The following is a 20,158-nucleotide window of genomic DNA, read 5'->3' on the forward strand; positions in this document are numbered from 1 at the left end:
CGTGTTGTGCACAACTTTATCCACAGGTTGGGAACAAACTCACACTCGGAGTGCACATTCTTGTCGGCGGAGGCACGCAACAAAGAAACGAGGCTCGCAACGCCGGCAGTGACTGCCGATGTTGCGAGCCTCGTCCTCGCGTTGCGTACCTACCTGCGCACTACTTGTTGGCGAGCGCCTTCTCCGCCGCGGCCAGCAGCACGCAGGTCGCGACACCGTCCATGGCCTTCTCGAGCTCGCCGAGCGAAGGGAAGCTCGGCGCGAGTCGGATGTTCTTGTCCTCGGGGTCCTTCTTGTACGGGAACGCCGAACCGGCACCCGTCAGCGCGATACCCGCTTCCTTCGCCAGGGCGATGACGCGGGCCGCCGTGCCCTCGACGACATCGAGGCTGATGAAGTAGCCGCCCTCGGGCTCGGTCCACGACGCGACCTTCGACGTGCCGAGACGCTCCTCGAGGATGCGACGCACGAGCGCGAACTTCGGCGCGAGGATCTCGCGGTGCTTGGCCATATGGGCACGAACACCCTCGGCATCGCGGAAGAAACGCAGGTGACGCAGCTGGTTGACCTTGTCGGGGCCGATGGTCTTGATGCCCAGGTGCTTCTGGTACCAGGTGAGGTTCTCGGTGGAGCTGCCGAAGAAGCTCACGCCCGAACCGGCGAAGGTGATCTTCGAGGTGGACGCCAGCGCGAACACGCGGTTCGGGTGACCGGCCTGCGCGGCCAGACCGAGGATGTCGATCGCGGGCGCGAGGTGCTCGGTGAGCGGGTGCACCGCGTAGGCGTTGTCCCAGAAGATGCGGAAGTCGGGAGCGGCCGTCGGCATCGACACCAGCTCGCGGGCGACCTCCTCGGAGTACACCGCGCCGGTGGGGTTCGAGTAGGTCGGCACGGCCCACATGCCCTTGATCTGCGGGTCGTTCGCGACGAGATCGGCGATGAACCGCACGTCGGGTCCGTCCTCGCGCAGCGGCACGGGGATCATCTCGATGCCGAGCGACTCGGTGATCGCGAAGTGCCGGTCGTAGCCGGGCGCCGGGCACAGGAACTTGACGACCGACTCCTGCGACCACGGGCGCGGCGAGTCGACGGTGCCGTGCAGCAGCGACCAGACAACGAGATCGTGCATGATCTCGAGGCTCGCATTGTTGCCCGCGATGAGGTTCTCGACCGGGATGTTCAGCAGCTCGGCGAAGATCGCGCGCAGCTCGGGCAGGCCGGTGAGGCCGCCGTAGTTGCGGGTGTCGGTGCCGTTGCCGTCGCGGAAGTCGTCGGCACCCGGCAGCGACAGCAACTCCGCGGAGAGGTCGAGCTGCTCGGGCGAGGGCTTGCCGCGGGTCAGGTCCAGCGTCAGCTTCTCCGACTTCAACCGTTCGTAGTTGGCGGACTGGCGCTCGTGCTCTGCAACGAGTTCCTCATGGCTCATCAACCCGTACTGGGTCTGCGTAGGCATGCGGAGGGACCTTTCACCGTGCACGGCGACACGGGCATCGGCGGAAATTAAGAGGACCCCGCGCACCCGGCAGAGCCCGTTGACCCTTGCTGCCTTCCGGCCCTGGGGGAGTTCACAGGATGCGCGCCGCGCGGGATCCATCGGCAAGTGTAGAGGAACGAGCGCCCCGGCGGCGAACCACCCCCGCAGCACCCCCGGAATCAGGGTGCGACGTGCTCGTTTGGCAAGTTGGGGTCTCCATTCGGTATGCTTCCCCACGGAGGATTCGCCTAGTGGCCTATGGCGCTCGCCTGGAACGCGGGTTGGGTTAACGCCCTCAGGGGTTCAAATCCCCTATCCTCCGCCACGGAACCCCGTGGGGCGCACAGCGTCCCACGGGGTTTCTGCTTTTCCGGTTCCCCTGTTCGCGTACCGGGCCGATCTCGGGCACGATGCGTCTCGTGACCGCGGACGACAATTTCCCGCTCGCCGGCGACGCCGATCACGAGCAGGCTTCGGTCTGGGTGGAGATGCTGGACCGGGAGATCGACGAGGTGTCCGCAGCCATCGAGAAGACCGAACAGAAGGCCCTCGCCGAACACCGGGTGGGGGCCGTGGACCGGGCGCGCCGGTTCGACGCCGAGGTCGAGCGGCTGGGCGCCCAGCTTCGCGAGCTGCACCGCATGCGCCGCAATCTCACCGACCGCTTCAGCTGACCGGAAGATCGCGGCAGTGCGCTACTCGCAGACGCTGCGGTGCGCTACTCGCAGACGCTGCGGTGCGCTACTCGCAGACGCTGCGGTGCGCTACTCGCAGACGCTGCGGCGCGCTACTCGCAGGCGACGCCGTCCCCGTCACCGTCCATCTTCGGCCGGTAGCCGGGCTCTCCCACATACAGCGGTGCAGCTCCCGCGGCCCGGGCCGCCGCGCAGTTCTCGTAATACACGTCCGCCGGAGCAGGAGCAGGAGCGGGTGCCGGAGCCGGCGCGGGCGCGGGTGCCGGAGCAGGAGCAGGGGCAGGCGCCGGTCGCGTCGTCGTGGTGGGCGCGGGAGCGGGTGCAGCTGCGGGAGACCCACCTCCGCATTCGGTGAGGACCCGCGCCATCGCGTCGTGCTCGGCCTGCGTCACCCACAGGCCGTAGATCGCCTTGACCTCGATCTGCCGCGCGACGTACGTGCAGCGGTACGCGCGGTTCGGCGGCAGCCAGGTCGCGGCGTCGCCGTCGCTCTTCTGCTGATTGGTCGGCCCGTCCACGGCCTGGAGGTTGCGCGGGTCGTTCGCGAAATCTGCCCGGGTGCCCGCGTCTAGCTGCTGCGCACCCTTCTGCCACGCGTCCGACAACGCGACGACGTGGTCGATCTGCACCGCGGTCGAGGTGTCCTGTCCGCGGGTGAACGCGATCGTCGTGCCGGTGTACACATCGTTCAACGTTCCCGACGCCACGACACAATCGCGGGTACCGGGCCGGTAGACGATGTCGACCAGGTCGCGTCGCAGGATGTCGTTGCGGGTGTCGCAGCCGTTGCCCCCGAACTCCACCGACACGTCGTCACTCCACGCCTGGCCGAACAGGTCGCGGCTGTACCCGGTCTTGGGCGCGCGCCCCTTGACGGGCAGGGTCGCCAGCCGGGCCAGGGCCTCCGACGAATCCGCCGACGCTGCCGGGTTCGACGCAGCGGGACCCGGCGCGGTCGCCGAGGTGGGACGCGTCGTGGTGGGGGACGGTGTCGTCGTGGGGGTATCGGAGCTCGGTGCCGGGGACCGTTCGGAGGTCGCCGCCGGAGCGACGGAGGTGTCCTCGGTGGTCGAATCGCAACCAGTGAGGGTCAGACCCGCGACCGTCGCGACGACGAGCACGGACAGCCGGGAGGACAAGCGGGGCAAGGACATCGAGGGAACTCCTGAGAACGACGGCGCCGGACGGCTCCCCTTGTTCATCGCGCCCACGACGCCCGGTCGTTACACCGCGTAAGTATCCGGGAGCCGACGTCGTCGGCGTCCGGCAGGAACGGTTCCTACTATCGTCTGGTGGTCGGTTACGGAAGGCAGTTGCAGGGACTCGCGATCGCGCTGTCCTCTCTCGCGGGGTTCATCGATGCCCTCGGTTTCATCACCCTGGGCGGCGTCTTCGTGTCGTTCATGAGCGGCAACTCCACGCGCTTCGCGGTCGGGGCGGCCGACGGTGCATGGCAGACGGTCGCGCTCATCGGCGGCGTGCTCGCGCTGTTCGTGCTCGGGGTGATCCTCGGCAGCGTGGTGGCGGAACTGACCGACCGCGACCGGCGGACCCGCAAGACCGCGGTCCTCGCGACGGTGACGGTGTTGCTGACGATCGCCGCCGCGGCGGTCCTCGTGGACTGGACACCGGTCGCCGTGATCGCGATGACCTTGGCCATGGGAACGGAGAACTCGGTGTTCCGGCGGCACGGGGAGACGACCGTCGCCCTCACCTACATGACGGGTGCGCTGGTCAAGATCGGGCAGCGGATCGCGGCGGCCTTCTTCGGCGGTCCGCGCTGGAGCTGGCTGCCCTATCTGGGCCTGTGGGGCGGCTTGGTGACGGGTGCCGTTCTCGGCGCGCTCGCCCACCGGGTACTGGGTTTGCACGCCCTGTGGATCGCAGCGGCGTTCGCAGCCGCGCTGACGGTGGCGGTCCGTTTCCTCTCCGATCACGAGCTCACCGGCGGGGTGTGATTCCCACCTCCCCGTACGTTCGTACGGTAGAGAGCTCGGCTACGGTGCTCCCCATGCGCACGCGCCCCTACGTCACCACCAGCCCCACCAGGCTCGCTGCGGCCCTGCTCGACGTGGCCGCACGCAACGGTCTCGACGCGGCGAGCGTGCGGGAGGTGGCCAACGAGGCAGGGGTCTCGATCGGGGCGGTGCAGCACCATTTCCCGACCAAGGACGAGATGCTCGCGTACTCGTTCCGCACCCTCTCGGACCGGGTGCTGAACCGACTGACGAACGTCGATCCCGACATCGATCCGGCGCGCACCCTGTTCTCCGCGCTCAGCCAACTGCTCCCCCTCGACGAGGAACGCGGCAGCGAGGTGCACGTGATGTCGGCGTTCGCCGTGCGGGCGGTCACCTCCCCCACGCTGAGCGCCATCCGCACCGCCACCCTGTTCACGATCCGCACGGGCATAGCGCGCGTATTGATCCGCGCCGGTACACCCGACCCGGAGACCCGGGCCGCCCTGCTGCTCTCGGCCGCGAACGGGCTCGCGCTCGACGCGGCGGCCAGCCCCGAGCTCTACCCGCGCGAGTATCTGACCCACGCTCTGCACGCCCAGGTCCAGCTCGTCCTCGACGGCGCCGACGCGCACTGACCCGCGCCCCGGAATCCGGGACGCGGGTCGGTGATTGCAGTCGGACCGTCCTGTCAGTGGGCCGACCAGCCGCCGTCCATCGTGTACGACGCGCCGGTGACCATCCCGGCCTCGTCGGAGGCCAGCCACGACACGAGCGAGGCCACCTCCTCCGGCTCGACCAGCCGGGTCACCGCCTGATCGGTGAGCAGCACATCCGAGAGCACGCGATCCTCCGGGATGTCGTGCGCGCGGGCCTGTTCCGAGATCTGCTTCTCCACCAGCGGGGTACGGACGTAACCCGGATTGACGCAGTTGCTCGTCACGCCGCGGGGGCCGCCCTCGAGCGCGACGACCTTGGAGAACCCCTCGAGGCCGTGCTTGGCGGTGACGTACCCGGCCTTGAACGCCGACGCCCGCAGCCCGTGGACCGACGAGATGTTCACGATCCGGCCGAAGCCCCGCTCGTACATGCCGGGCAGCGCGGCCTTCACGAGCAGGAAGGGCGCCTCGACCATGAGCGTCTGGATGCGGCGGAAGTCGGCGAGGGCGAAGTCCTCCACCGGCCGCACCACCTGGATGCCGGCGTTGTTGACGAGGATGTCGACGTCGAGGCGGAGACCGTCGAGGCCGTCGGTGTCGAGCAGGTCGACCCCCCACCCCTCTCCCCCGATCTCGTGGGCGAGCGTCTTCGCGGCGACCTCGTCGACATCGGCGACGGTCACGCGGACTCCCTGCCGAGCGAGAGCGCGGGCACAGGCCGCCCCGATCCCGCCGGCACCACCGGTCACGAGTGCGGTGCGGGCCCTCATGCCGAGACCCTGGCGTTCTCGGCGGCCTTCTCCTGGGCGACGGTTTCCGCGTCCGCGGCGTCGATGTCGCGCAGCGAGATGCCCTTCGTCTCCCGGGCCACGATCACCGCGACGATCGTGATCAGCGACGAGCCGAGCAGATAGAAGGAGATCGGGACCGACGACTCGAAGCGGCTGAGCAGGCTCGCGGCGATGATCGGGGCGAGCGACCCGGCGACGATCGAGGTGACCTGGTAGCCGAGCGAGACGCCCGAGTAGCGCATGCGGGTCGGGAACATCTCCGCCATGATCGCCGGCTGCCCCGCATACATGAACGAGTGGAAGACGAGTCCGATGACGATCGCCGAGACGATCCACGCACTGTTGCCGGTGTCCATCATCGGGAAGGCGAGGAAGCCCCAGGCCCCGGCGGTGACGGCACCGATCATGTAGACGGGACGGCGTCCCAGCGTGTCCGACAGTCGTCCGACCATCGGGATGATCACGAAGTGCACGGCATGCGCGGCGAGCATCCACCACAGGATGTGGCTGGTGTCGGCACCGACGACGATCTTCAGATAGGTGATCGAGAAGGTGACGACGAGGTAGTACATGACGTTCTCGGCGAACCGCAGGCCCATGGCCGTGAACACGCCGCGCGGGTAACGCTTGAGCACCTCGAAGACGTTGAACGACGTCTCCTTGAGCTTGTCGGCCTCCTGCTGCGCCTCGAGGAAGATCGGGGCGTCGGTGACCTTGGTGCGGATGTAGTAGCCGATCAGCACGATGACGGCCGAGAGCCAGAACGCGACTCGCCAGCCCCACGACAGGAAGGCCGATTCGGGCAACGTGGTGGTGAGGACGAGCAGGACGATCGTCGCGAGGAGATTGCCCATCGGCACACCGGCCTGCGGCCACGACGACCAGAACCCGCGTGAGCGGTTGGGGCTGTGTTCGGCGACCAGCAGTACCGCGCCGCCCCACTCGCCGCCGACCGCGAAGCCCTGGATGAACCGGAGCGTCACGAGCAGCGCCGGCGCCCAGTACCCGATGGCACCGAAGGTCGGCAGGCAGCCCATCAGGAAGGTCGCGACGCCGACCATGATGATGCTGGTCTGCAGCAGTTGCTTGCGTCCGAACCGGTCACCGAAGTGGCCGAAGACGATCCCACCGAGCGGCCGGGCGACGAAGCCCACGGCGTAGGTGACGAACGCCGCGATGATCGCGTCGAGTTCGTTGCCGCCGTCGGGGAAGAAGACCTTGGCGAAGACGAGGGTTGCGGCGGTGCCGTAGAGGAAGAACTCGTACCACTCGACGACGGTGCCCGCCATGGACGCACCGACTACCCTGCGCAATGCCGACGGTGAACTCTCCGGCCCATCCGTTCGTGCCTGTTCGACGCTCATGCCTGCACCCTCCCGGGACGCTGTGTGACGGGGAACACTTCCAAACGCATATGCCGAGTATCGGTACGCACATATGCATCCACAATGACGCGATTCGCAGATGCGATCTGCAAAACTGCACACATGAGCGTGCCCTCGGCCGATGACCTCCTCGTCCTGCTCGCCGTCGGGCGCAGCGGCAGGTTCACCAGCGCCGCCGACGACCTGGGCGTCAACCACACCACGATCTCCCGGCGGATCGCCTCGCTCGAGCGCAGCCTCGGTGGTCGCGTGCTCGCGCGGTCGGCGGCGGGATGGGAACTGACCGACCTCGGTCGCGAGGCGCTCGAGGCCGCCGAACGCATCGAGGCCGCGGTCGGGACTCTGCGGAACCCCCGGGGTGAGCGCCGCCTCGAAGGCGTCGTGCGTATCTCCGCCACCGACGGCTTCAGCGCATACATCGCCGCCCCGGCCGGCGCGCTCGTGCGGCAACGCCATCCGGGTATCTCCGTCGAGATCGTCGCGACCACCCGTCGCGCCTCGCAGCAACGATCCGGCATGGACATCGAGGTGGTCGTGGGACGCCCGCAGGTGCATCGGGCCGAAGCGCACCGCCTCGCCGACTACAACCTGGGCCTCTACGCGTCGCGCGACTATCTCGCCACGCACGGCTCCCCGTCGTCGGTCCGCGACCTGCGTGAACACACCCTCGTGTACTTCATCGATTCGATGCTGCAGGTCGACGATCTCGACGTCGCGCGGCGCATCGCCCCCGACATGCAGGATTCGATCAGCTCGACGAACGTGTTCGTGCACGTCGAGGCGACCCGTGCCGCCGGAGGCCTCGGTCTGCTGCCGTGCTTCATGGCCGATCGGCACCCCGATCTCGTCCGGGTCCTGCCCGGCGAGGTCGAGGCGCGTCTGGCCTACTGGCTCGTCGCGCGCTCGGAGACGCTGCGGCGGCCGGAGGTCGCGGCCGCGGTCGCGGCGATCCGGGAGGTCGTGCACGCCCAGCGAGCAGTGCTCCTGGGGGTCGCTCGATAGAGTGCACGGGTGTCACTTCCGGACGAGGACGAAGCAGGAGCGGGCCGCTTCGCACCGAGTCCCTCCGGCGACCTGCACTTGGGCAATCTGCGCACCGCCGTTCTGGCGTGGCTGTTCGCGCGGTCGACGAACCGTCGGTTCCTGGTCCGCGTCGAGGATCTCGACCGGGTGCGTCCCGGCGCGGAGCAACGCCAGCTCGCGGATCTCGCGGCCATCGGTCTCGACTGGGACGGCCGAGTGGTCCACCAGTCCCGCCGCCGGCGCCTGTACGACGAGGCGATCGCGCGGCTCGAGCAGGCCGGCCTGACCTACGAGTGCTACTGCACCCGACGCGAGATCCTCGAGGCCACCTCCGCACCCCACGCCCCTGCGGGCGCCTATCCGGGCACCTGCCGCAACCTCACCGACGAGCAGCGGGCCGAGCGCCGGTCCTCCGGCCGCGCCCCCGCGATCCGATTGCGGGCGACCGAGGAGTGGTTCACCGTCCACGACCTGCTGCACGGAGATTTCACGGGCATCGTCGACGATCTCGTGTTGCGCCGCAACGACGGAACCCCCGCGTACAACCTCGCAGTGGTGGTGGACGACGCCGACCAGGGCATCGATCAGGTGGTGCGCGGAGACGACCTGCTCACCTCCGCGCCCCGGCAGGCCTATCTCGCACACCTTCTCGGACTGTCGGAACCCGTCTACGCGCATGTGCCGCTCGCGCTCAACAAGGAGGGCAAGCGACTGGCCAAACGGGACGGCGCGGTGACACTGGCCGATCAGCTCGCGCTCGGTCACACGGCCGACGACGTGCTGGGCACGATCGCCGTGTCGCTGCGACTCGCCGACCCCGGCGAGCCCGTGTCGCCGGAACTGTTGCTGGACCGCTGGAATCCCGTGAGACTCCCCCGTGATCCGTGGGTGTTCGCGCCGTCGGAGGAAGGCATCCGATAGGACACGATGCGGACATAGCGGATGCGGACCCGAGGTGATGTCCGTACTCTCTCGGAAGTGTCCGATCCCGGAGACGAGAGGCAGCCATGACCACCGGTGGTTACGACCCGAATCAGGATCCGAAGAACCCGGGTGGTTATCCGCCACCCGGAAACTGCCCACCACCCGGAAACTATCCGCCGCCCTCGGGGGGTGGCACTCCCCCGCCGGGTGGGAACTATCCGCCGCCCGGCAACTACCCGCCTCCGGGGAACTATCCCCCGCCCTCGGGTGGCAACTACCCGCCTCCGGGTGGGTCCTACCCGCCGCCGGGGAACTATCCGCCTCCCCCGTCGAGTGGTGACTACCCGCCCCCGCCGGGCGCGTACGGCGCCGGGAGCTTCGGTGGTCCGCCCCCGAATCAGTTGAGTGTCGGCGACGCGATCTCCTACGGTTGGTCGAAGTTCAGCGGCAACGCCGGCGTGTGGATCGTCTTCATGCTCGCCGCGTTCGTCATCCAGGGCCTGATCAGCGGCATCTTCAACGGGTTCGACTTCACCGGTGAGGCGACGGACTTCACCCTCCTGAGCGCCATCGGCAGCATCGTCACGACGATCGTCGGATACCTGATCCAGGCCGCCTTCGTGCGCGGCGCACTGGCCGAAACCGACGGGCAGCGACCCGCTTTCGGGACGTTCCTCCAGATCGGCCCGATCGGCGCGGTCATCGTCGCAGGTCTGCTCGTGGGCATCGGCACGTCGATCGGTCTCGTGCTGTGCATCCTCCCGGGCCTGGTGTTCGCGTTCTTCGCGTGGTGGACGATGCAGTTCGTCATCGATCGCAATCAGGACGCCGTCACCGCGATCAAGTCGAGCTTCAATGCCGTCAAATCGAATGCGGGAACGCTGGTGCTGCTCGCCCTCGCACTGCTCGGCATCAACCTCCTCGGTGCCCTGTTGTGCCTGATCGGCCTGCTGGTCACCGTGCCGGTCTCGATCATCGCCGTCACGTACGCCTACCGGGTCACCACGGGTGGTCCCGTAGCGGCCTGACACAACCCCGGCGGGGACCCTCCCGTCGCATCCGGAGGCATCTACCGACGCGCCACGGCACGCTGTACCGTGGCGCGTTGCCATGCCGATCGCGACAAGGGAGACATAAGTGACCACTGGTGGCTATCCACCCCCTCAGCAGGATCCTCGGGCGACGGGCGGTCATCCCGGCGCCCCCTCGTACGGCGCCACCCCGCCCGACTACACCCAGCAGTTCCCTCAGTACGGCGCTCCCCAGAACGGTGGCCCTCAGTACGGCGCTCCCCAGTACGGAACGCCGCAGTACGGAACACCGCAGAACGGCGCTCCCCAGTACGGTGCACCTCAGTACGGTGCACCGCAGGGCAATGGGTTCGGAGGCCCGGGATTCCCCGGTCCGGATCCGAACTTCGGCACCGGCACCCCGGGGGAGCTGCTCCCGCGTCTCGGCGCCCGCATCATCGACGGTCTCATCGTCGGCATCCCCATGGGGATCCTGACCGCGATCATGCTCCTCGCGAGCGGCGGAAGCGGCTTCGTGAACTTCTTCATGACGGTCGTCAGCGGTGTCGTCGCCTTCGGCTACTGGACGTACATGGAGTCCGCTCGGGGCGCGACCGTCGGCAAGAAGCTCCTCGGCCTGTCGGTCGTCGGTCCCGCCGGTGGCAACCCCACCCTCGAGCAGGCCGCCAAGCGCAATGCCTTCGTCGCGCTGCAGATCCTCACCGGCATCCCGCTGCTGGGCTTCCTCGCCGGTCTGCTGTCGCTCGCCGCATACATCGGTATCGCGGTCACCATCGAGCAGGACGGCGACAAACAGGGCTTCCACGACAAGTTCGCCGGCGGCACCCGGGTACGCAAGTCCTGATCTCCCGCGCGTTCCGGGTCCCGTCCTCGTCAGGACGGGGCCCGTTCGTCGCATATGGGGTGTTCGCGCACGTACAGACCGTCCGCAACTTCGTGATCGCCCCATGGTGATGCTTGGATGTCCGGGTGACCGAGCACGGATCGAACACCTCCCCCGCCCTCTTCGACCACGCCGCCTTCGCGCGCGTGGGCCGCAGCCCGTACACGGGGATCGTCGTGCTGTTCACCGCGGTACTGATGATCTCCAACATCTCCGCGACGAAGGGCATCGCGTTCTTCACCGGCTCCGAACTCACCGCCGGTCCGCTGCAGATCCTGCCGATCATCACCGACGGCGGGTTCTTCCTGTTCCCCCTCGCCTACATCCTCGGCGACGTGCTCAGCGAGGTGTACGGCTTCGCGGCCACCCGCCGCGCCGTCTTCTACGGCTTCGGGGCGGTCGCGCTGTCCGCGCTGTGCTTCTGGATCACGCAGCAGCTACCTCCGGCCGACTTCTACGCCGGTCAGGAGTCCTTCGAGAACGTGCTCGGCGTGGTGCCCCGGATGCTCATCGCCGGGCTCGCCGGGTACGCGGTCGGGCAGCTGCTCAACTCGTACGTGCTCGTCCGCATCAAGGAACGCACCCGGGAGAAGCACCTGTGGGCGCGGCTGATCGGGTCGACCGTCGTCGGCGAGTTCGCCGACACCCTCATCTTCTGCTCGATCGCCGCAGGGGCCATCGGCATCACGACCTGGGCCGACTTCGTCAACTTCGTGATCGTCGGGTTCCTGTGGAAGACGCTGGTCGAGATCGTCGTGCTCCCGGTGACGTACCGCGTGATCGCGTACGTCAAGAAGCGCGAACCCTCCTACGCGTGACGACTCACGCCTGACGACTCAGGCCCGACGACTCAGGCCTGGCGCCGGCTCGCGTAGAACCGGCCGAGCGTCTCGGCCTTGAACTCGGCGAGCGTGCCCTTCTCCATGTTCGTCCGGATGTCGTCGACGAGGCGCACCGTGAACCGTTCGTTGTGGATCGTGCACAACGTCGAGGCGAGCATCTCCTTCGCCTTGAACAGGTGGTGGATGTACGCGCGCGTGTAGTTCCGGCAGGTGTAGCAGTCGCAGTTCTCGTCGATCGGCGTGAAGTCGCGCCGGTGACGGCTGGTGTTGATGTTGAACCGGCCGTCCGGGTGGTAGATCGCGGCGTTGCGCGCGACCCGCGACGGATTGACGCAGTCGAAGGTGTCGACGCCGTGCTCGACCGCGACGAAGATGTCGTCGGGTTCGCTGATGCCCAGCAGGTGCCGCGGCTTGTGCTCGGGCAGCTCCTCGGTGCACCACCGCACGATCGTGCCGAGATTGTGCTTCTCGAGCGCCCCGCCGATGCCGTAGCCGTCGAACCCGCGGCCGGTCTCACCGACGATGGACTCGAGGCCGCGGCAGGCCTGTCGTCGCAGGTCCTCGTATTGCGCGCCCTGCACGACCCCGAACAACGCCTGGTAGGGGCGGTGGGCACGTTCGGCGGTGAGCTTCTCGTGCTCGGCGATGCACCGCACCGCCCACGCCTGGGTCCGCTCGAGGGAGCGTTCCTGGTAGCCGCGGGTGTTCATGAGGGTCGTGAGCTCGTCGAAGGCGAACATGATGTCGGCACCGAGCTCGTGCTGGATACGCATCGACACCTCGGGGGTGAACCGGTGCCGCGACCCGTCGAGGTGCGATTTGAAGGTCACACCGTCGTCGTCGACGTGGGCGAGCCGTTCCTTGCCCTTGGCGATGACGTCGTCGTTCTGGACGCCGACGGACTCCATCGCGATGACCTTCTTGAACCCGGCCCCGAGCGACATGACCTGGAATCCGCCGCTGTCGGTGAAGGTGGGGCCGGGCCAGTTCATGAACTTCCCGAGCCCGCCGGCCTCGTCGACGATGTCGGAGCCGGGCTGCAGGTAGAGGTGGTAGGCGTTGGCGAGCAGCGCCTGCGAGCCGAGCTCGGCCATCGTCTCGGGCAGCACCGCCTTGACGGTCGCCTTCGTACCCACCGGGACGAAGGCCGGGGTGCGGATGTCTCCGTGCGGGGTGTGGATCGTGCCCGTGCGGCCGAGTCCGTTGTCGAGACGCGCTCCGACCGTGAAGAAGGGATCGGGCGGGGTCGGAATGCTGGAATCGGTCACTTCCGTATCCAATCACGTCGGGAAGGTGCGGCCTTCTCACGGCGGCGAACGGAGATCGCGAACACGGCGACACCGGCGAGCGCCAGCAGCACACCGACCGCGGCGGGAGCGGTGTAGCCGAATCCGGCCGCGATCACGACCCCGCCGATCCACGCACCGAACGCGTTCGCCAGGTTGAACGCGGCGTGGTGCAGCGACGCCGCGAGCGTCTGGGCGTCCTCCGCGACATCCATCAACCGCACCTGCAGAGCCGGGCCCACCGCGGCGCATCCGACGCCCAGACCGAAGACCATCACGAAGGCGGTCCACGGGTTGTGGGCCGCGGCGACGAACAGCGCGAGCAGCACCGCGAGCGAGGCGATCGACGCGTAGACGCCGCGGATCACACCGCGATCGGCGACGCGACCACCGATGGCATTGCCGACGACCATGCCCACGCCGAAGAGCATCAGCGCGACCGGCACGAGCGATCTCGACACTCCGGCGACGTCGGTCAGCGTGGTGCTGATGTAGGTGTACACCGCGAACACACCACCGAAGCCGATGACGGCCACGGCGAGCGTGAGCCAGACGGTGCTGCTCTTCAACGCCCCGAGTTCGACCCGCACGCTGGTCGTCGGTATCGACAGTGTCGGCACCCAGGCGGCGAGAGCGACGACGGTGGCCGCTCCGATCACGGCGACCAGCACGAACGCCGCGCGCCAGCCCAACGCCATGCCGAGCCACGAGGCGGCGGGCACCCCGACGACGTTCGCCACCGACAACCCCATCATCACCAGCGACACCGCCCGCGCGCGCCGACCGGGTCCTGCGAGATGCGCCGCGACCAGCGCGGCGACCCCGAAGTACGCGCCGTGCGGCAGGCCGGCGACGAAACGGGAGACGACGAGCAGACCGTAGTTCGGGGCCAGCACCGTGGCGGCATTGCCGAGGGTGAACGCGACCATCAGCGCGACCAGCAGTGTCTTGCGCGGCACGCGGGCGGCGATCGTCGCGATGAGCGGGGCACCGACGACGACACCGGCCGCGTAGGCGGAGACGACGTGGCCCGCGGTGGGTTCGGAGACCCCGATGCTCGTCGCGATCTCGGGGAGCAACCCCATGGCGACGAACTCGGTGGTTCCGATCCCGAACCCGCCGAGGGCGAGCGCCCACATCACGAGCGTGCGCGCGGGATGTCCGGAGTCGGCGTGGGCAGGATCGTCGAGTGGGCGGCCGGAAGCCGTGGTGGTCATCGGTGAGGAAACCTTCGATCTGTCGAGGGTCCCGGAGTCGGAGGTCGTGCGGGCCGGGACGCGGGCGCGCTCGGGGAGCAACGCGGGGCAGCCTCCATTCTGGGACAGTCCGGCCTCGCACTTCTCCCCGCGGCGACGTGAGTTCCGCCATCTCCCGATCGTCAGGTGAGGAAGGTCGTATCCGCCCGCTCGGCTCTGCGCGCCTCGATCCTCCTGGCGACGAACTTGCCGATCTCGTCCACCCACAGCACGGACGAGCCGACTGCGACCGCGAGCAGCCACTGCTCGGAGGTGAGGGAGGTGGTGTCCATGAATCCCTGCAGGGCGCCGAGTTGCACGACGCAGATCTGCAGGACGACGACGGCGCCGATCGCGATCCAGATGGTGTGGTTGGTGAACGTCTGCGCCGAGAACACCGATCCGAGATCCGAGCGCACGTTGAACAGGTTGAACACCTGGTAGAAGACGAATGTCGTGAACGCGAGGGTGGTGGCGAACAACGGGTCGGATGCGCTGTCGGGGAACAGTTCCGGTCCGAAGTGCAGGACTGCGATCGTGCCCACCGTCATCACGATGCCGAGGCCGAGGATGCGCTGGACCCGGGAGCGTTCGAGCAGGGCCTCGTTCGCGGGCCGCGGTCGTCGCCTCATCGCGTCGGGGGCGGTCGGGTCGACACCGAGTGCGAGCGCCGGCGGTCCGTCCATGATGATGTTCACCCACAGGATCTGCAGTGCGCTGAAGGGCGCGCCACCCGCGAGTCCGAGCACACCGGCCGTCAGGAAGATGAGGACGAAGCCCCACGCCGTGGTGAGCTGGAACTTCACGAATTTGACGATGTTGTCGTAGATTCCGCGTCCCTCGGCCACGGCGGCGACGATGGTCGCGAAGTTGTCGTCGGTGAGGATCATGTCCGCGGCGCCCTTGGAGACGTCGGTTCCCGTGATCCCCATGGCCACACCGATGTCGGATTGTTCGAGCGCGGGAGCGTCGTTGACGCCGTCGCCCGTCATCGCGACGATCTGCCCGTCGGCCTGCAGCGCTTCGACGAACCTGATCTTGTGTTCGGGCGCCACGCGGGCGAGGACGCCGAATTCCTTTGCCCTCCTGCGCAGTTCGTCGTCGGTGAGTTTGTCGAGATCTGAACCGGAGGCAGCCGACCCGCGGATTCCGAGTTCCTCGGCGATCGCGGAAGCCGTCACCAGATGGTCGCCGGTGATCATGTGCACCGAGATGCCCGCCTCGTGGGCGACGGCGATCGCATCCTTGGCTTCGGCCCGCGGCGGGTCGACGATGCCGACGATCGCGTGGATCGTCAGGTCGGCCACCTTCTCCTGCAGAGCATCGGTGTCGCCGCGGGGAACGGCATCGAGGTCGCGACCGGCGATCATGAGGGTTCGCAGACCTTCCGACGCGAGCGCCTCCACGGCCCGCTGGATCCTCGCGCGACCGTCGTCGTCGAGCGGAATCGGGCCGTCGGGGCCGGCGATCGAGGTGGCACGGTCGAGGAGCACACCCGGCGCGCCCTTCACGAAACAGCGGTATCCGCCGTTCGGCAGGGTGTGGAAGGTGGCCATGTACTTGTAGTCCGAGTCGAACGGCACCTCCGAGATGCGGTTCAACGCGGCCCGCGCACCCTCGACGTCGATGCCGCCCTTCTCGGCGAGCACCACGAGGGCACCCTCGGTGGGATCGCCGACCAGCACTCCGTTGCGAACGGTCGCGTCGTTGCACAGTCCCATCCCGAGCAGTGCGTCCGTGAAGTCCGGTGCGGGCAGACCGTCACCGACGAGGATCTTGCCGTCGGTTCCGTACCCGGTGCCGGTGACGCGGAAGGCACGACCCGCGACGAGCAGTCGCTGCACCGTCATCTCGTTGAGGGTGAGGGTGCCGGTCTTGTCGGTGCAGATGTGGGTGGTGCTGCCGAGCGTCTCGACCGCGGCGAGTCGTTTGACGATCGCACCGCGGGCCGCGAGACGTGAGGCTCCCATCGCGAGGGTGAAGGCGACGACGGCCGTGAGCCCTTCGGGGATCGTCGCGACCGCCAACGACACCGCGGTGACGAGGAGATCCGACCAGGTCTGTCCCCGCAGCAGACCGAGGACGAACACCAGCGCCACCGTCACGATCGCGACGATCGTCAGGGCCTGGGCGAGTTGGCCGATGCGCCGTTGCAGCGGCGTCTGTTCGCCACCGGCCGATCCGAGAAGGGTTGCGATGGCACCCATTTCGGTACGCATGCCCGTGCCGGTGACGATCATCGCGGCACGTCCGCGTGTGACCTCGGTGTTCATGAACAGCATGTCGGTGCGGTCGCCGAGCGGCGCGTCGGGATCGTCGACGACGTCGGCCTGTTTGTCGACGGGCTGGGATTCACCGGTGAGGGCGGCCTCCGCGACCTGCAGCCGGACGGCGGTGACGAGTCGGCCGTCGGCCGGGACGGTGTCGCCGGCCTCGAGGAGCACCACGTCTCCGGGGACGAGTTCGGCGCGGGGCACCTCCGTCCCCCTGCCGTCGCGCAGCACCCGGCTGGTCGACACCGACATCTTCTTCAACGCGGCGAGGCTGCTCTCGGCCCGGGATTCCTGCACGTAGTTCAGCACGGTGTTGAGCGCGATCACCGCGAAGATGACGACGGGGGTCTCCCACTCGCGGGAGACGGTGGCGCTGACCACCGCCGCCACGACCAGAACGAGGGTCATCCTGTCGGCCAGCAGCGAGAGCACGCGCCGCCAGGTCGGTACCTTCTTCGCCTCGCCGAGCAGGTTCGGGCCGTACTCGCCACGCCGTCGTTCGACCTCGTCCGCACTCAACCCTCGTTGCGGATCGACCTCGAACGCCTCGGCGACGTCGGTCGCGGCGCGGGTGTGCCAACTCGAGGTGGTCGCGGGAGCTTGTGCGGACATCGGCACTCCTCGTTCGGGCTGCTCTCGGCGGATCGGGCGAACACGGTCCTGACGGCCGGTTTCACCGTAACCGGCGGAGCGTTCCACTGCGCCGGAAGCCGGTTCGTGATGTGCTGGATACGGCAGCGGAACCGGAGGAGTGAACGCGATGAGCGACAACCCGAACACCGACGATCCTGTCGTCCCACTCGACGAGGACCAGTGCTGGGACCTGCTCGCGACGGGCAAGGTGGGCCGCCTCGTCACCGTCGTCGGCGGGCGACCGGAGATCTATCCCGTCAACTACGTCACCGACGATCGCACGGTGTACTTCCGCAGCGGTGAGGGCAGCAAGCTCTCCGAACTGGCGGTGCACCCGCAGGTGGCCTTCGAGGTGGACGAGATCCGCGAGGACTCCGCGTGGAGCGTCGTGCTGCACGGACACGCCCGGATCCTGCGGAGCTTCGACGACGCGGCGCGGATCGACGCCCTCGGACTGTCGCCGTGGGTTCCCACCCCGAAATACGACTACGTCGCGCTGACGGCCACCGACCTCACCGGGATGCAGCTCACGCTCGTCAAGCGCTGAACGGTGGCGCCCTCTGCGCAGCAGCACCGCCTGTTGATGCGGTTCATGCTGCTGTCGGTGGCGACCGCGCTCGCGACGATGCTGCTGAAGGCATCGGCGGCGTGGATCACCGGATCGGTGGGTCTGTTGTCGGACGCGCTCGAATCCGGGGTCAACCTCGTCGCGGCGCTCGTCGGTCTCGCGGCGCTACGTCTCGCCGCGAAGCCGGCCGACGCGAACCACGATTTCGGGCACGGGAAGGCCGAGTACCTCTCCGCCGCGGTCGAGGGCACCATGGTCTTCGCCGCCGCGACGGTGATCCTGTGGACCTCGGTCGAGCGCCTGATCTCCCCGCAGCCGGTGACCGAGGTCGGACTCGGTCTCGTCCTGTCGGCCGGATCGTCGGCGCTCAACCTCGTGGTCGGTCTGCTGCTCATCCGGCAAGGCCGCGCACATCGGTCGATCACGCTGGTCGCCGACGGGAAACACCTGCTGACGGACGTGTGGACGTCGGCGGGCGTGCTCGTCGGCGTCGCGCTGGTCGCGCTGTCCGGGTGGGACGTGCTCGACCCGATCGTGGCGATCCTCGTCGCCCTGAACATCCTGCGGATCGGCTTCGGGCTCGTGCGGCAGGCGGTCGTCGGCATGCTCGACGCGGTTCTTCCCCCGGAGGACGTGACGGCGGTGAACGCCGTCCTCGACCGCTATCGGGAACCGGGGGTGGTGACGATCCTGCCGCCGCGCACCCGCGAGTCGGGACGGCAGCGCTTCGTCTACCTCGTCGTGCGGGTGCCGGGCGACTGGACGGTGCGCGCCGGCCACGACCTGCTCGACCGCATCGAGGCCGATCTCGGCGAGGCACTGCCCGGCGTCGTGGTGTTCAGCCATCTCGAGCCCGACCGCGCCCCCACGGGACGCAGGTGAGGTGATCAGGCCGAGGCGACGAGCCCGGCACCGAGGCCGAGCATCAGGACCGCGACGCCGCCGTCGAGGATGCGCCACGAGGACGGCTTGGCGAACCAGGCACGCAGATAACGGGCGCCGTACCCGAGGGCGGCGAACCACACGACGCTCGCGGTGATCGCCCCCGCACCGAACCACCACCGGCCGGGGTTGCCGTAATGGTTGGCCACCGAACCGAGCATGAGCACGGTGTCGAGATAGGTGTGCGGGTTGAGCCAGGTCAGCGCCAGGCAGGTCAGCAGGGCCGCGCCGATGGTGACGGCACCGCCCGGGGCGGCGGACAGTGCCGACGGCTTCAGCGCGCGACGTGCCGCGAAGAGTCCGTAGCAGATGAGGAAAGCGGCACCTGCCCAACGGATCACGTCGATCGCGCCGGGAGCGCGGTCGAGGATCGTCGCGATCCCGGCGATGCCCGCGGTGATGAGCACGGCGTCGGAGATCACGCAGATCGCGATCACAGGCAGCACGAATCGTCGCGCGATCGCCATGCGCAGGACGAAGGCGTTCTGCGCACCGATGGCGACGATGAGGGACAGACCTGTGACGAATCCGGCGACGACGAGTGACATGGCATCGACGCTAGGAATCCTGCCGAGATAAGAACAGTTGATTGTGCTGTACCTGCATTAGAGTTTCTTAATATGGACCTGGACTTCGCTCAACTGCGCACTTTTGCAACGGTATTGGACGAGGGCACTTTCGAGGGTGCGGCGGCTGTTCTTCGCGTCACACCGTCCGCGGTGAGCCAACGCATCAAGTCGCTCGAACAACACGTCGGTCAGGTACTGCTGCGACGGACCAGGCCCGTCAGCGCGACCGCGGCCGGCGAAGTGGTGATGCGACTTGCCCGGCAGGTCGCGCGGCTGGAGCAGGACGCCTCCGAGGAACTCGGTCTCGGCGCCGACACCGGGAGTTACGCCACGATTCCGCTCGTCGTCAACGCCGACTCGATGTCCACCTGGATGCTGCGCGCCCTGGCCCGGATGCCCGTGCGCTACCGAGCCCTGTTCGAACTGCACCGCGAAGACGAGTTCCACTCCACGGATCTGTTGCGCGACGGCACCGCCATGGCGGCGGTCACCTCCGTCCCCGAACCCGTGCAGGGCTGCACGTCCGAGAAGCTCGGCGCCATGCGCTATCACGCGATGGCGAGCGTCGACTTCGCCGAACGCTGGTTCCCCGAGGGTATGACCCCCACCGAACTGCGGGAGGCCCCGATGCTCACCTTCGACCGTAAGGACGACATGCAGGATCGCTTCGTCCGCAAGCGGACCCGGCGGCGGCTGAATCCGCCGCGCAACTACGTTCCCGGCGCCCTCGAGTTCGTCGAGGCCGCGCGGCTGGGGTTGGGCTGGGCCATGCTCCCCGACGCGATGGTCGCCGACACGACCGATCTCGTGAGCCTGGCCCCGGACGACCCGATCGCCGTGCCGCTGTACTGGCAGCGGTGGCGGCTGGACTCTCCCGTTCTCGACGCGCTGACCGATGCGGTCCGTCGCACCGCGCGCGAAGTGCTGCATTGACCTCCCGAACCCGACCTTCCGAAATGAGAACGGCCCGAACCGGATTGCTCCGGT

General features: G+C 68.3%; 19 protein-coding genes, 1 tRNA gene and 1 other RNA gene. 12 read left to right on the forward strand and 9 right to left on the reverse strand.

Annotation, left to right across the window (positions count from 1 at the left end):
• Positions 1-160 precede the first annotated feature (160 nt).
• Together ACWPOC_RS24130 and ffs are read right to left on the reverse strand one after the other, a co-directional pair.
• Complete coding sequence (locus ACWPOC_RS24130; protein WP_120281153.1) at positions 161-1,453, reverse strand: aminotransferase class I/II-fold pyridoxal phosphate-dependent enzyme; 1,293 nt, start codon at positions 1,451-1,453, stop codon at positions 161-163.
• Between the two features lie 47 nt (positions 1,454-1,500).
• Positions 1,501-1,595: signal recognition particle sRNA small type (gene ffs, locus ACWPOC_RS24135), an RNA gene on the reverse strand.
• Between the two features lie 116 nt (positions 1,596-1,711).
• Here ffs and ACWPOC_RS24140 point away from each other — a divergent pair.
• Together ACWPOC_RS24140 and ACWPOC_RS24145 are read left to right on the forward strand one after the other, a co-directional pair.
• A tRNA-Ser gene (locus ACWPOC_RS24140) sits at positions 1,712-1,799 on the forward strand.
• A gap of 85 nt (positions 1,800-1,884) precedes the next feature.
• Positions 1,885-2,148, forward strand: a complete 264-nt coding sequence (locus ACWPOC_RS24145; RefSeq protein WP_016691009.1) for a hypothetical protein — start codon at positions 1,885-1,887, stop codon at positions 2,146-2,148.
• 113 nt (positions 2,149-2,261) lie between these two features.
• On the opposite strand, the gene ACWPOC_RS24150 is transcribed toward ACWPOC_RS24145, so the two are convergent.
• Positions 2,262-3,323 (reverse strand): GmrSD restriction endonuclease domain-containing protein, encoded by a 1,062-nt coding sequence (locus tag ACWPOC_RS24150; RefSeq protein WP_455409444.1) that lies wholly within the window; start codon positions 3,321-3,323, stop codon positions 2,262-2,264.
• A 138-nt stretch (positions 3,324-3,461) separates the two neighbouring features.
• Here ACWPOC_RS24150 and ACWPOC_RS24155 point away from each other — a divergent pair, with 138 nt between their 5' ends.
• Together ACWPOC_RS24155 and ACWPOC_RS24160 are read left to right on the forward strand one after the other, a co-directional pair.
• Complete coding sequence (locus ACWPOC_RS24155; protein ID WP_455409445.1) at positions 3,462-4,127, forward strand: YoaK family protein; 666 nt, start codon at positions 3,462-3,464, stop codon at positions 4,125-4,127.
• 53 nt (positions 4,128-4,180) lie between these two features.
• Entirely contained in the window at positions 4,181-4,765 is a 585-nt protein-coding gene (locus tag ACWPOC_RS24160) for a TetR/AcrR family transcriptional regulator (protein ID WP_016691005.1), read from the forward strand.
• A 53-nt stretch (positions 4,766-4,818) separates the two neighbouring features.
• On the opposite strand, the gene ACWPOC_RS24165 is transcribed toward ACWPOC_RS24160, so the two are convergent.
• Together ACWPOC_RS24165 and ACWPOC_RS24170 are read right to left on the reverse strand one after the other, a co-directional pair.
• A complete protein-coding gene (locus ACWPOC_RS24165) occupies positions 4,819-5,556 on the reverse strand; it encodes a 3-hydroxybutyrate dehydrogenase (protein WP_120281150.1) in 738 nt (245 codons plus the stop codon).
• The gene (locus ACWPOC_RS24170) at positions 5,553-6,941 is read right to left on the reverse strand and encodes an MFS transporter (protein WP_120281149.1); all 1,389 of its coding nucleotides are present in this window, start codon (positions 6,939-6,941) and stop codon (positions 5,553-5,555) included. The genes ACWPOC_RS24165 and ACWPOC_RS24170 overlap by 4 nt, the downstream gene beginning before the upstream one ends.
• 123 nt (positions 6,942-7,064) lie before the next feature.
• On the opposite strand from ACWPOC_RS24170, the gene ACWPOC_RS24175 reads away from it, so the two are divergent.
• The 5 genes from ACWPOC_RS24175 to ACWPOC_RS24195 all read left to right on the forward strand — a co-directional run bounded on the left by ACWPOC_RS24175 (position 7,065) and on the right by ACWPOC_RS24195 (position 11,641).
• Complete coding sequence (locus tag ACWPOC_RS24175; protein ID WP_120281148.1) at positions 7,065-7,964, forward strand: LysR family transcriptional regulator; 900 nt, start codon at positions 7,065-7,067, stop codon at positions 7,962-7,964.
• A gap of 9 nt (positions 7,965-7,973) precedes the next feature.
• On the forward strand, positions 7,974-8,906 hold the full coding sequence (gene gluQRS, locus ACWPOC_RS24180; protein WP_120281147.1) for a tRNA glutamyl-Q(34) synthetase GluQRS: 933 nt from the start codon (positions 7,974-7,976) through the stop codon (positions 8,904-8,906).
• Between the two features lie 86 nt (positions 8,907-8,992).
• The gene (locus tag ACWPOC_RS24185; protein WP_455409446.1) at positions 8,993-9,937 is read left to right on the forward strand and encodes a hypothetical protein; all 945 of its coding nucleotides are present in this window, start codon (positions 8,993-8,995) and stop codon (positions 9,935-9,937) included.
• Between the two features lie 109 nt (positions 9,938-10,046).
• Positions 10,047-10,784: an RDD family protein gene (locus ACWPOC_RS24190; protein ID WP_120281145.1), complete on the forward strand. Its 738-nt coding sequence runs from the start codon at positions 10,047-10,049 to the stop codon at positions 10,782-10,784.
• 125 nt (positions 10,785-10,909) lie between these two features.
• Entirely contained in the window at positions 10,910-11,641 is a 732-nt protein-coding gene (locus tag ACWPOC_RS24195) for a queuosine precursor transporter (protein ID WP_120281144.1), read from the forward strand.
• Between the two features lie 32 nt (positions 11,642-11,673).
• Here the strand turns inward: ACWPOC_RS24195 and tgt are convergent, their stop codons facing one another.
• The 3 genes from tgt to ACWPOC_RS24210 form a co-directional block, all read right to left on the reverse strand.
• Positions 11,674-12,933, reverse strand: a complete 1,260-nt coding sequence (gene tgt / locus ACWPOC_RS24200; protein WP_174246950.1) for a tRNA guanosine(34) transglycosylase Tgt — start codon at positions 12,931-12,933, stop codon at positions 11,674-11,676.
• Entirely contained in the window at positions 12,930-14,168 is a 1,239-nt protein-coding gene (locus ACWPOC_RS24205; RefSeq protein ID WP_455409447.1) for an MFS transporter, read from the reverse strand. The genes tgt and ACWPOC_RS24205 overlap by 4 nt, the downstream gene beginning before the upstream one ends.
• 161 nt (positions 14,169-14,329) lie before the next feature.
• Positions 14,330-17,071, reverse strand: a complete 2,742-nt coding sequence (locus ACWPOC_RS24210; RefSeq protein WP_120283869.1) for a calcium-translocating P-type ATPase, PMCA-type — start codon at positions 17,069-17,071, stop codon at positions 14,330-14,332.
• Positions 17,072-17,219: 148 nt separating this feature from the next.
• Between ACWPOC_RS24210 and ACWPOC_RS24215 the strand changes: the two genes are divergently transcribed.
• Positions 17,220-17,639: a pyridoxamine 5'-phosphate oxidase family protein gene (locus ACWPOC_RS24215; protein WP_026060903.1), complete on the forward strand. Its 420-nt coding sequence runs from the start codon at positions 17,220-17,222 to the stop codon at positions 17,637-17,639.
• 36 nt (positions 17,640-17,675) lie between these two features.
• Positions 17,676-18,542: a cation diffusion facilitator family transporter gene (locus ACWPOC_RS24220; protein WP_183070781.1), complete on the forward strand. Its 867-nt coding sequence runs from the start codon at positions 17,676-17,678 to the stop codon at positions 18,540-18,542.
• Positions 18,543-18,547: 5 nt separating this feature from the next.
• On the opposite strand, the gene ACWPOC_RS24225 is transcribed toward ACWPOC_RS24220, so the two are convergent.
• A complete protein-coding gene (locus ACWPOC_RS24225) occupies positions 18,548-19,150 on the reverse strand; it encodes a LysE/ArgO family amino acid transporter (RefSeq protein WP_016690991.1) in 603 nt (200 codons plus the stop codon).
• Between the two features lie 72 nt (positions 19,151-19,222).
• Between ACWPOC_RS24225 and ACWPOC_RS24230 the strand changes: the two genes are divergently transcribed.
• Positions 19,223-20,104, forward strand: a complete 882-nt coding sequence (locus tag ACWPOC_RS24230; protein ID WP_024102747.1) for a LysR family transcriptional regulator ArgP — start codon at positions 19,223-19,225, stop codon at positions 20,102-20,104.
• Positions 20,105-20,158: the final 54 nt, after the last annotated feature.

It is taken from the genome of Rhodococcus sp. 5G237 (assembly GCF_053764735.1).

Excerpts from the sequence above, each read along its gene's own strand:
- ACWPOC_RS24225 (WP_016690991.1), bottom strand. The coding sequence starts at position 19,150 with ATGTCACTCGTCGTCGCCGGATTCGTCACAGGTCTGTCCCTCATCGTC.
- ACWPOC_RS24130 (WP_120281153.1), bottom strand. The coding sequence starts at position 1,453 with ATGCCTACGCAGACCCAGTACGGGTTGATGAGCCATGAGGAACTCGTT.
- ACWPOC_RS24205 (WP_455409447.1), bottom strand. The coding sequence starts at position 14,168 with ATGACCACCACGGCTTCCGGCCGCCCACTCGACGATCCTGCCCACGCC.
- ACWPOC_RS24145 (WP_016691009.1), top strand. The coding sequence starts at position 1,885 with ATGCGTCTCGTGACCGCGGACGACAATTTCCCGCTCGCCGGCGACGCC.
- ACWPOC_RS24150 (WP_455409444.1), bottom strand. The coding sequence starts at position 3,323 with ATGTCCTTGCCCCGCTTGTCCTCCCGGCTGTCCGTGCTCGTCGTCGCG.
- ACWPOC_RS24185 (WP_455409446.1), top strand. The coding sequence starts at position 8,993 with ATGACCACCGGTGGTTACGACCCGAATCAGGATCCGAAGAACCCGGGT.
- ACWPOC_RS24160 (WP_016691005.1), top strand. The coding sequence starts at position 4,181 with ATGCGCACGCGCCCCTACGTCACCACCAGCCCCACCAGGCTCGCTGCG.
- ACWPOC_RS24210 (WP_120283869.1), bottom strand. The coding sequence starts at position 17,071 with ATGTCCGCACAAGCTCCCGCGACCACCTCGAGTTGGCACACCCGCGCC.
- ACWPOC_RS24215 (WP_026060903.1), top strand. The coding sequence starts at position 17,220 with ATGAGCGACAACCCGAACACCGACGATCCTGTCGTCCCACTCGACGAG.
- ACWPOC_RS24175 (WP_120281148.1), top strand. The coding sequence starts at position 7,065 with ATGAGCGTGCCCTCGGCCGATGACCTCCTCGTCCTGCTCGCCGTCGGG.
- ACWPOC_RS24165 (WP_120281150.1), bottom strand. The coding sequence starts at position 5,556 with ATGAGGGCCCGCACCGCACTCGTGACCGGTGGTGCCGGCGGGATCGGG.
- ACWPOC_RS24230 (WP_024102747.1), top strand. The coding sequence starts at position 19,223 with ATGGACCTGGACTTCGCTCAACTGCGCACTTTTGCAACGGTATTGGAC.
- ACWPOC_RS24220 (WP_183070781.1), top strand. The coding sequence starts at position 17,676 with ATGCGGTTCATGCTGCTGTCGGTGGCGACCGCGCTCGCGACGATGCTG.
- ACWPOC_RS24170 (WP_120281149.1), bottom strand. The coding sequence starts at position 6,941 with ATGAGCGTCGAACAGGCACGAACGGATGGGCCGGAGAGTTCACCGTCG.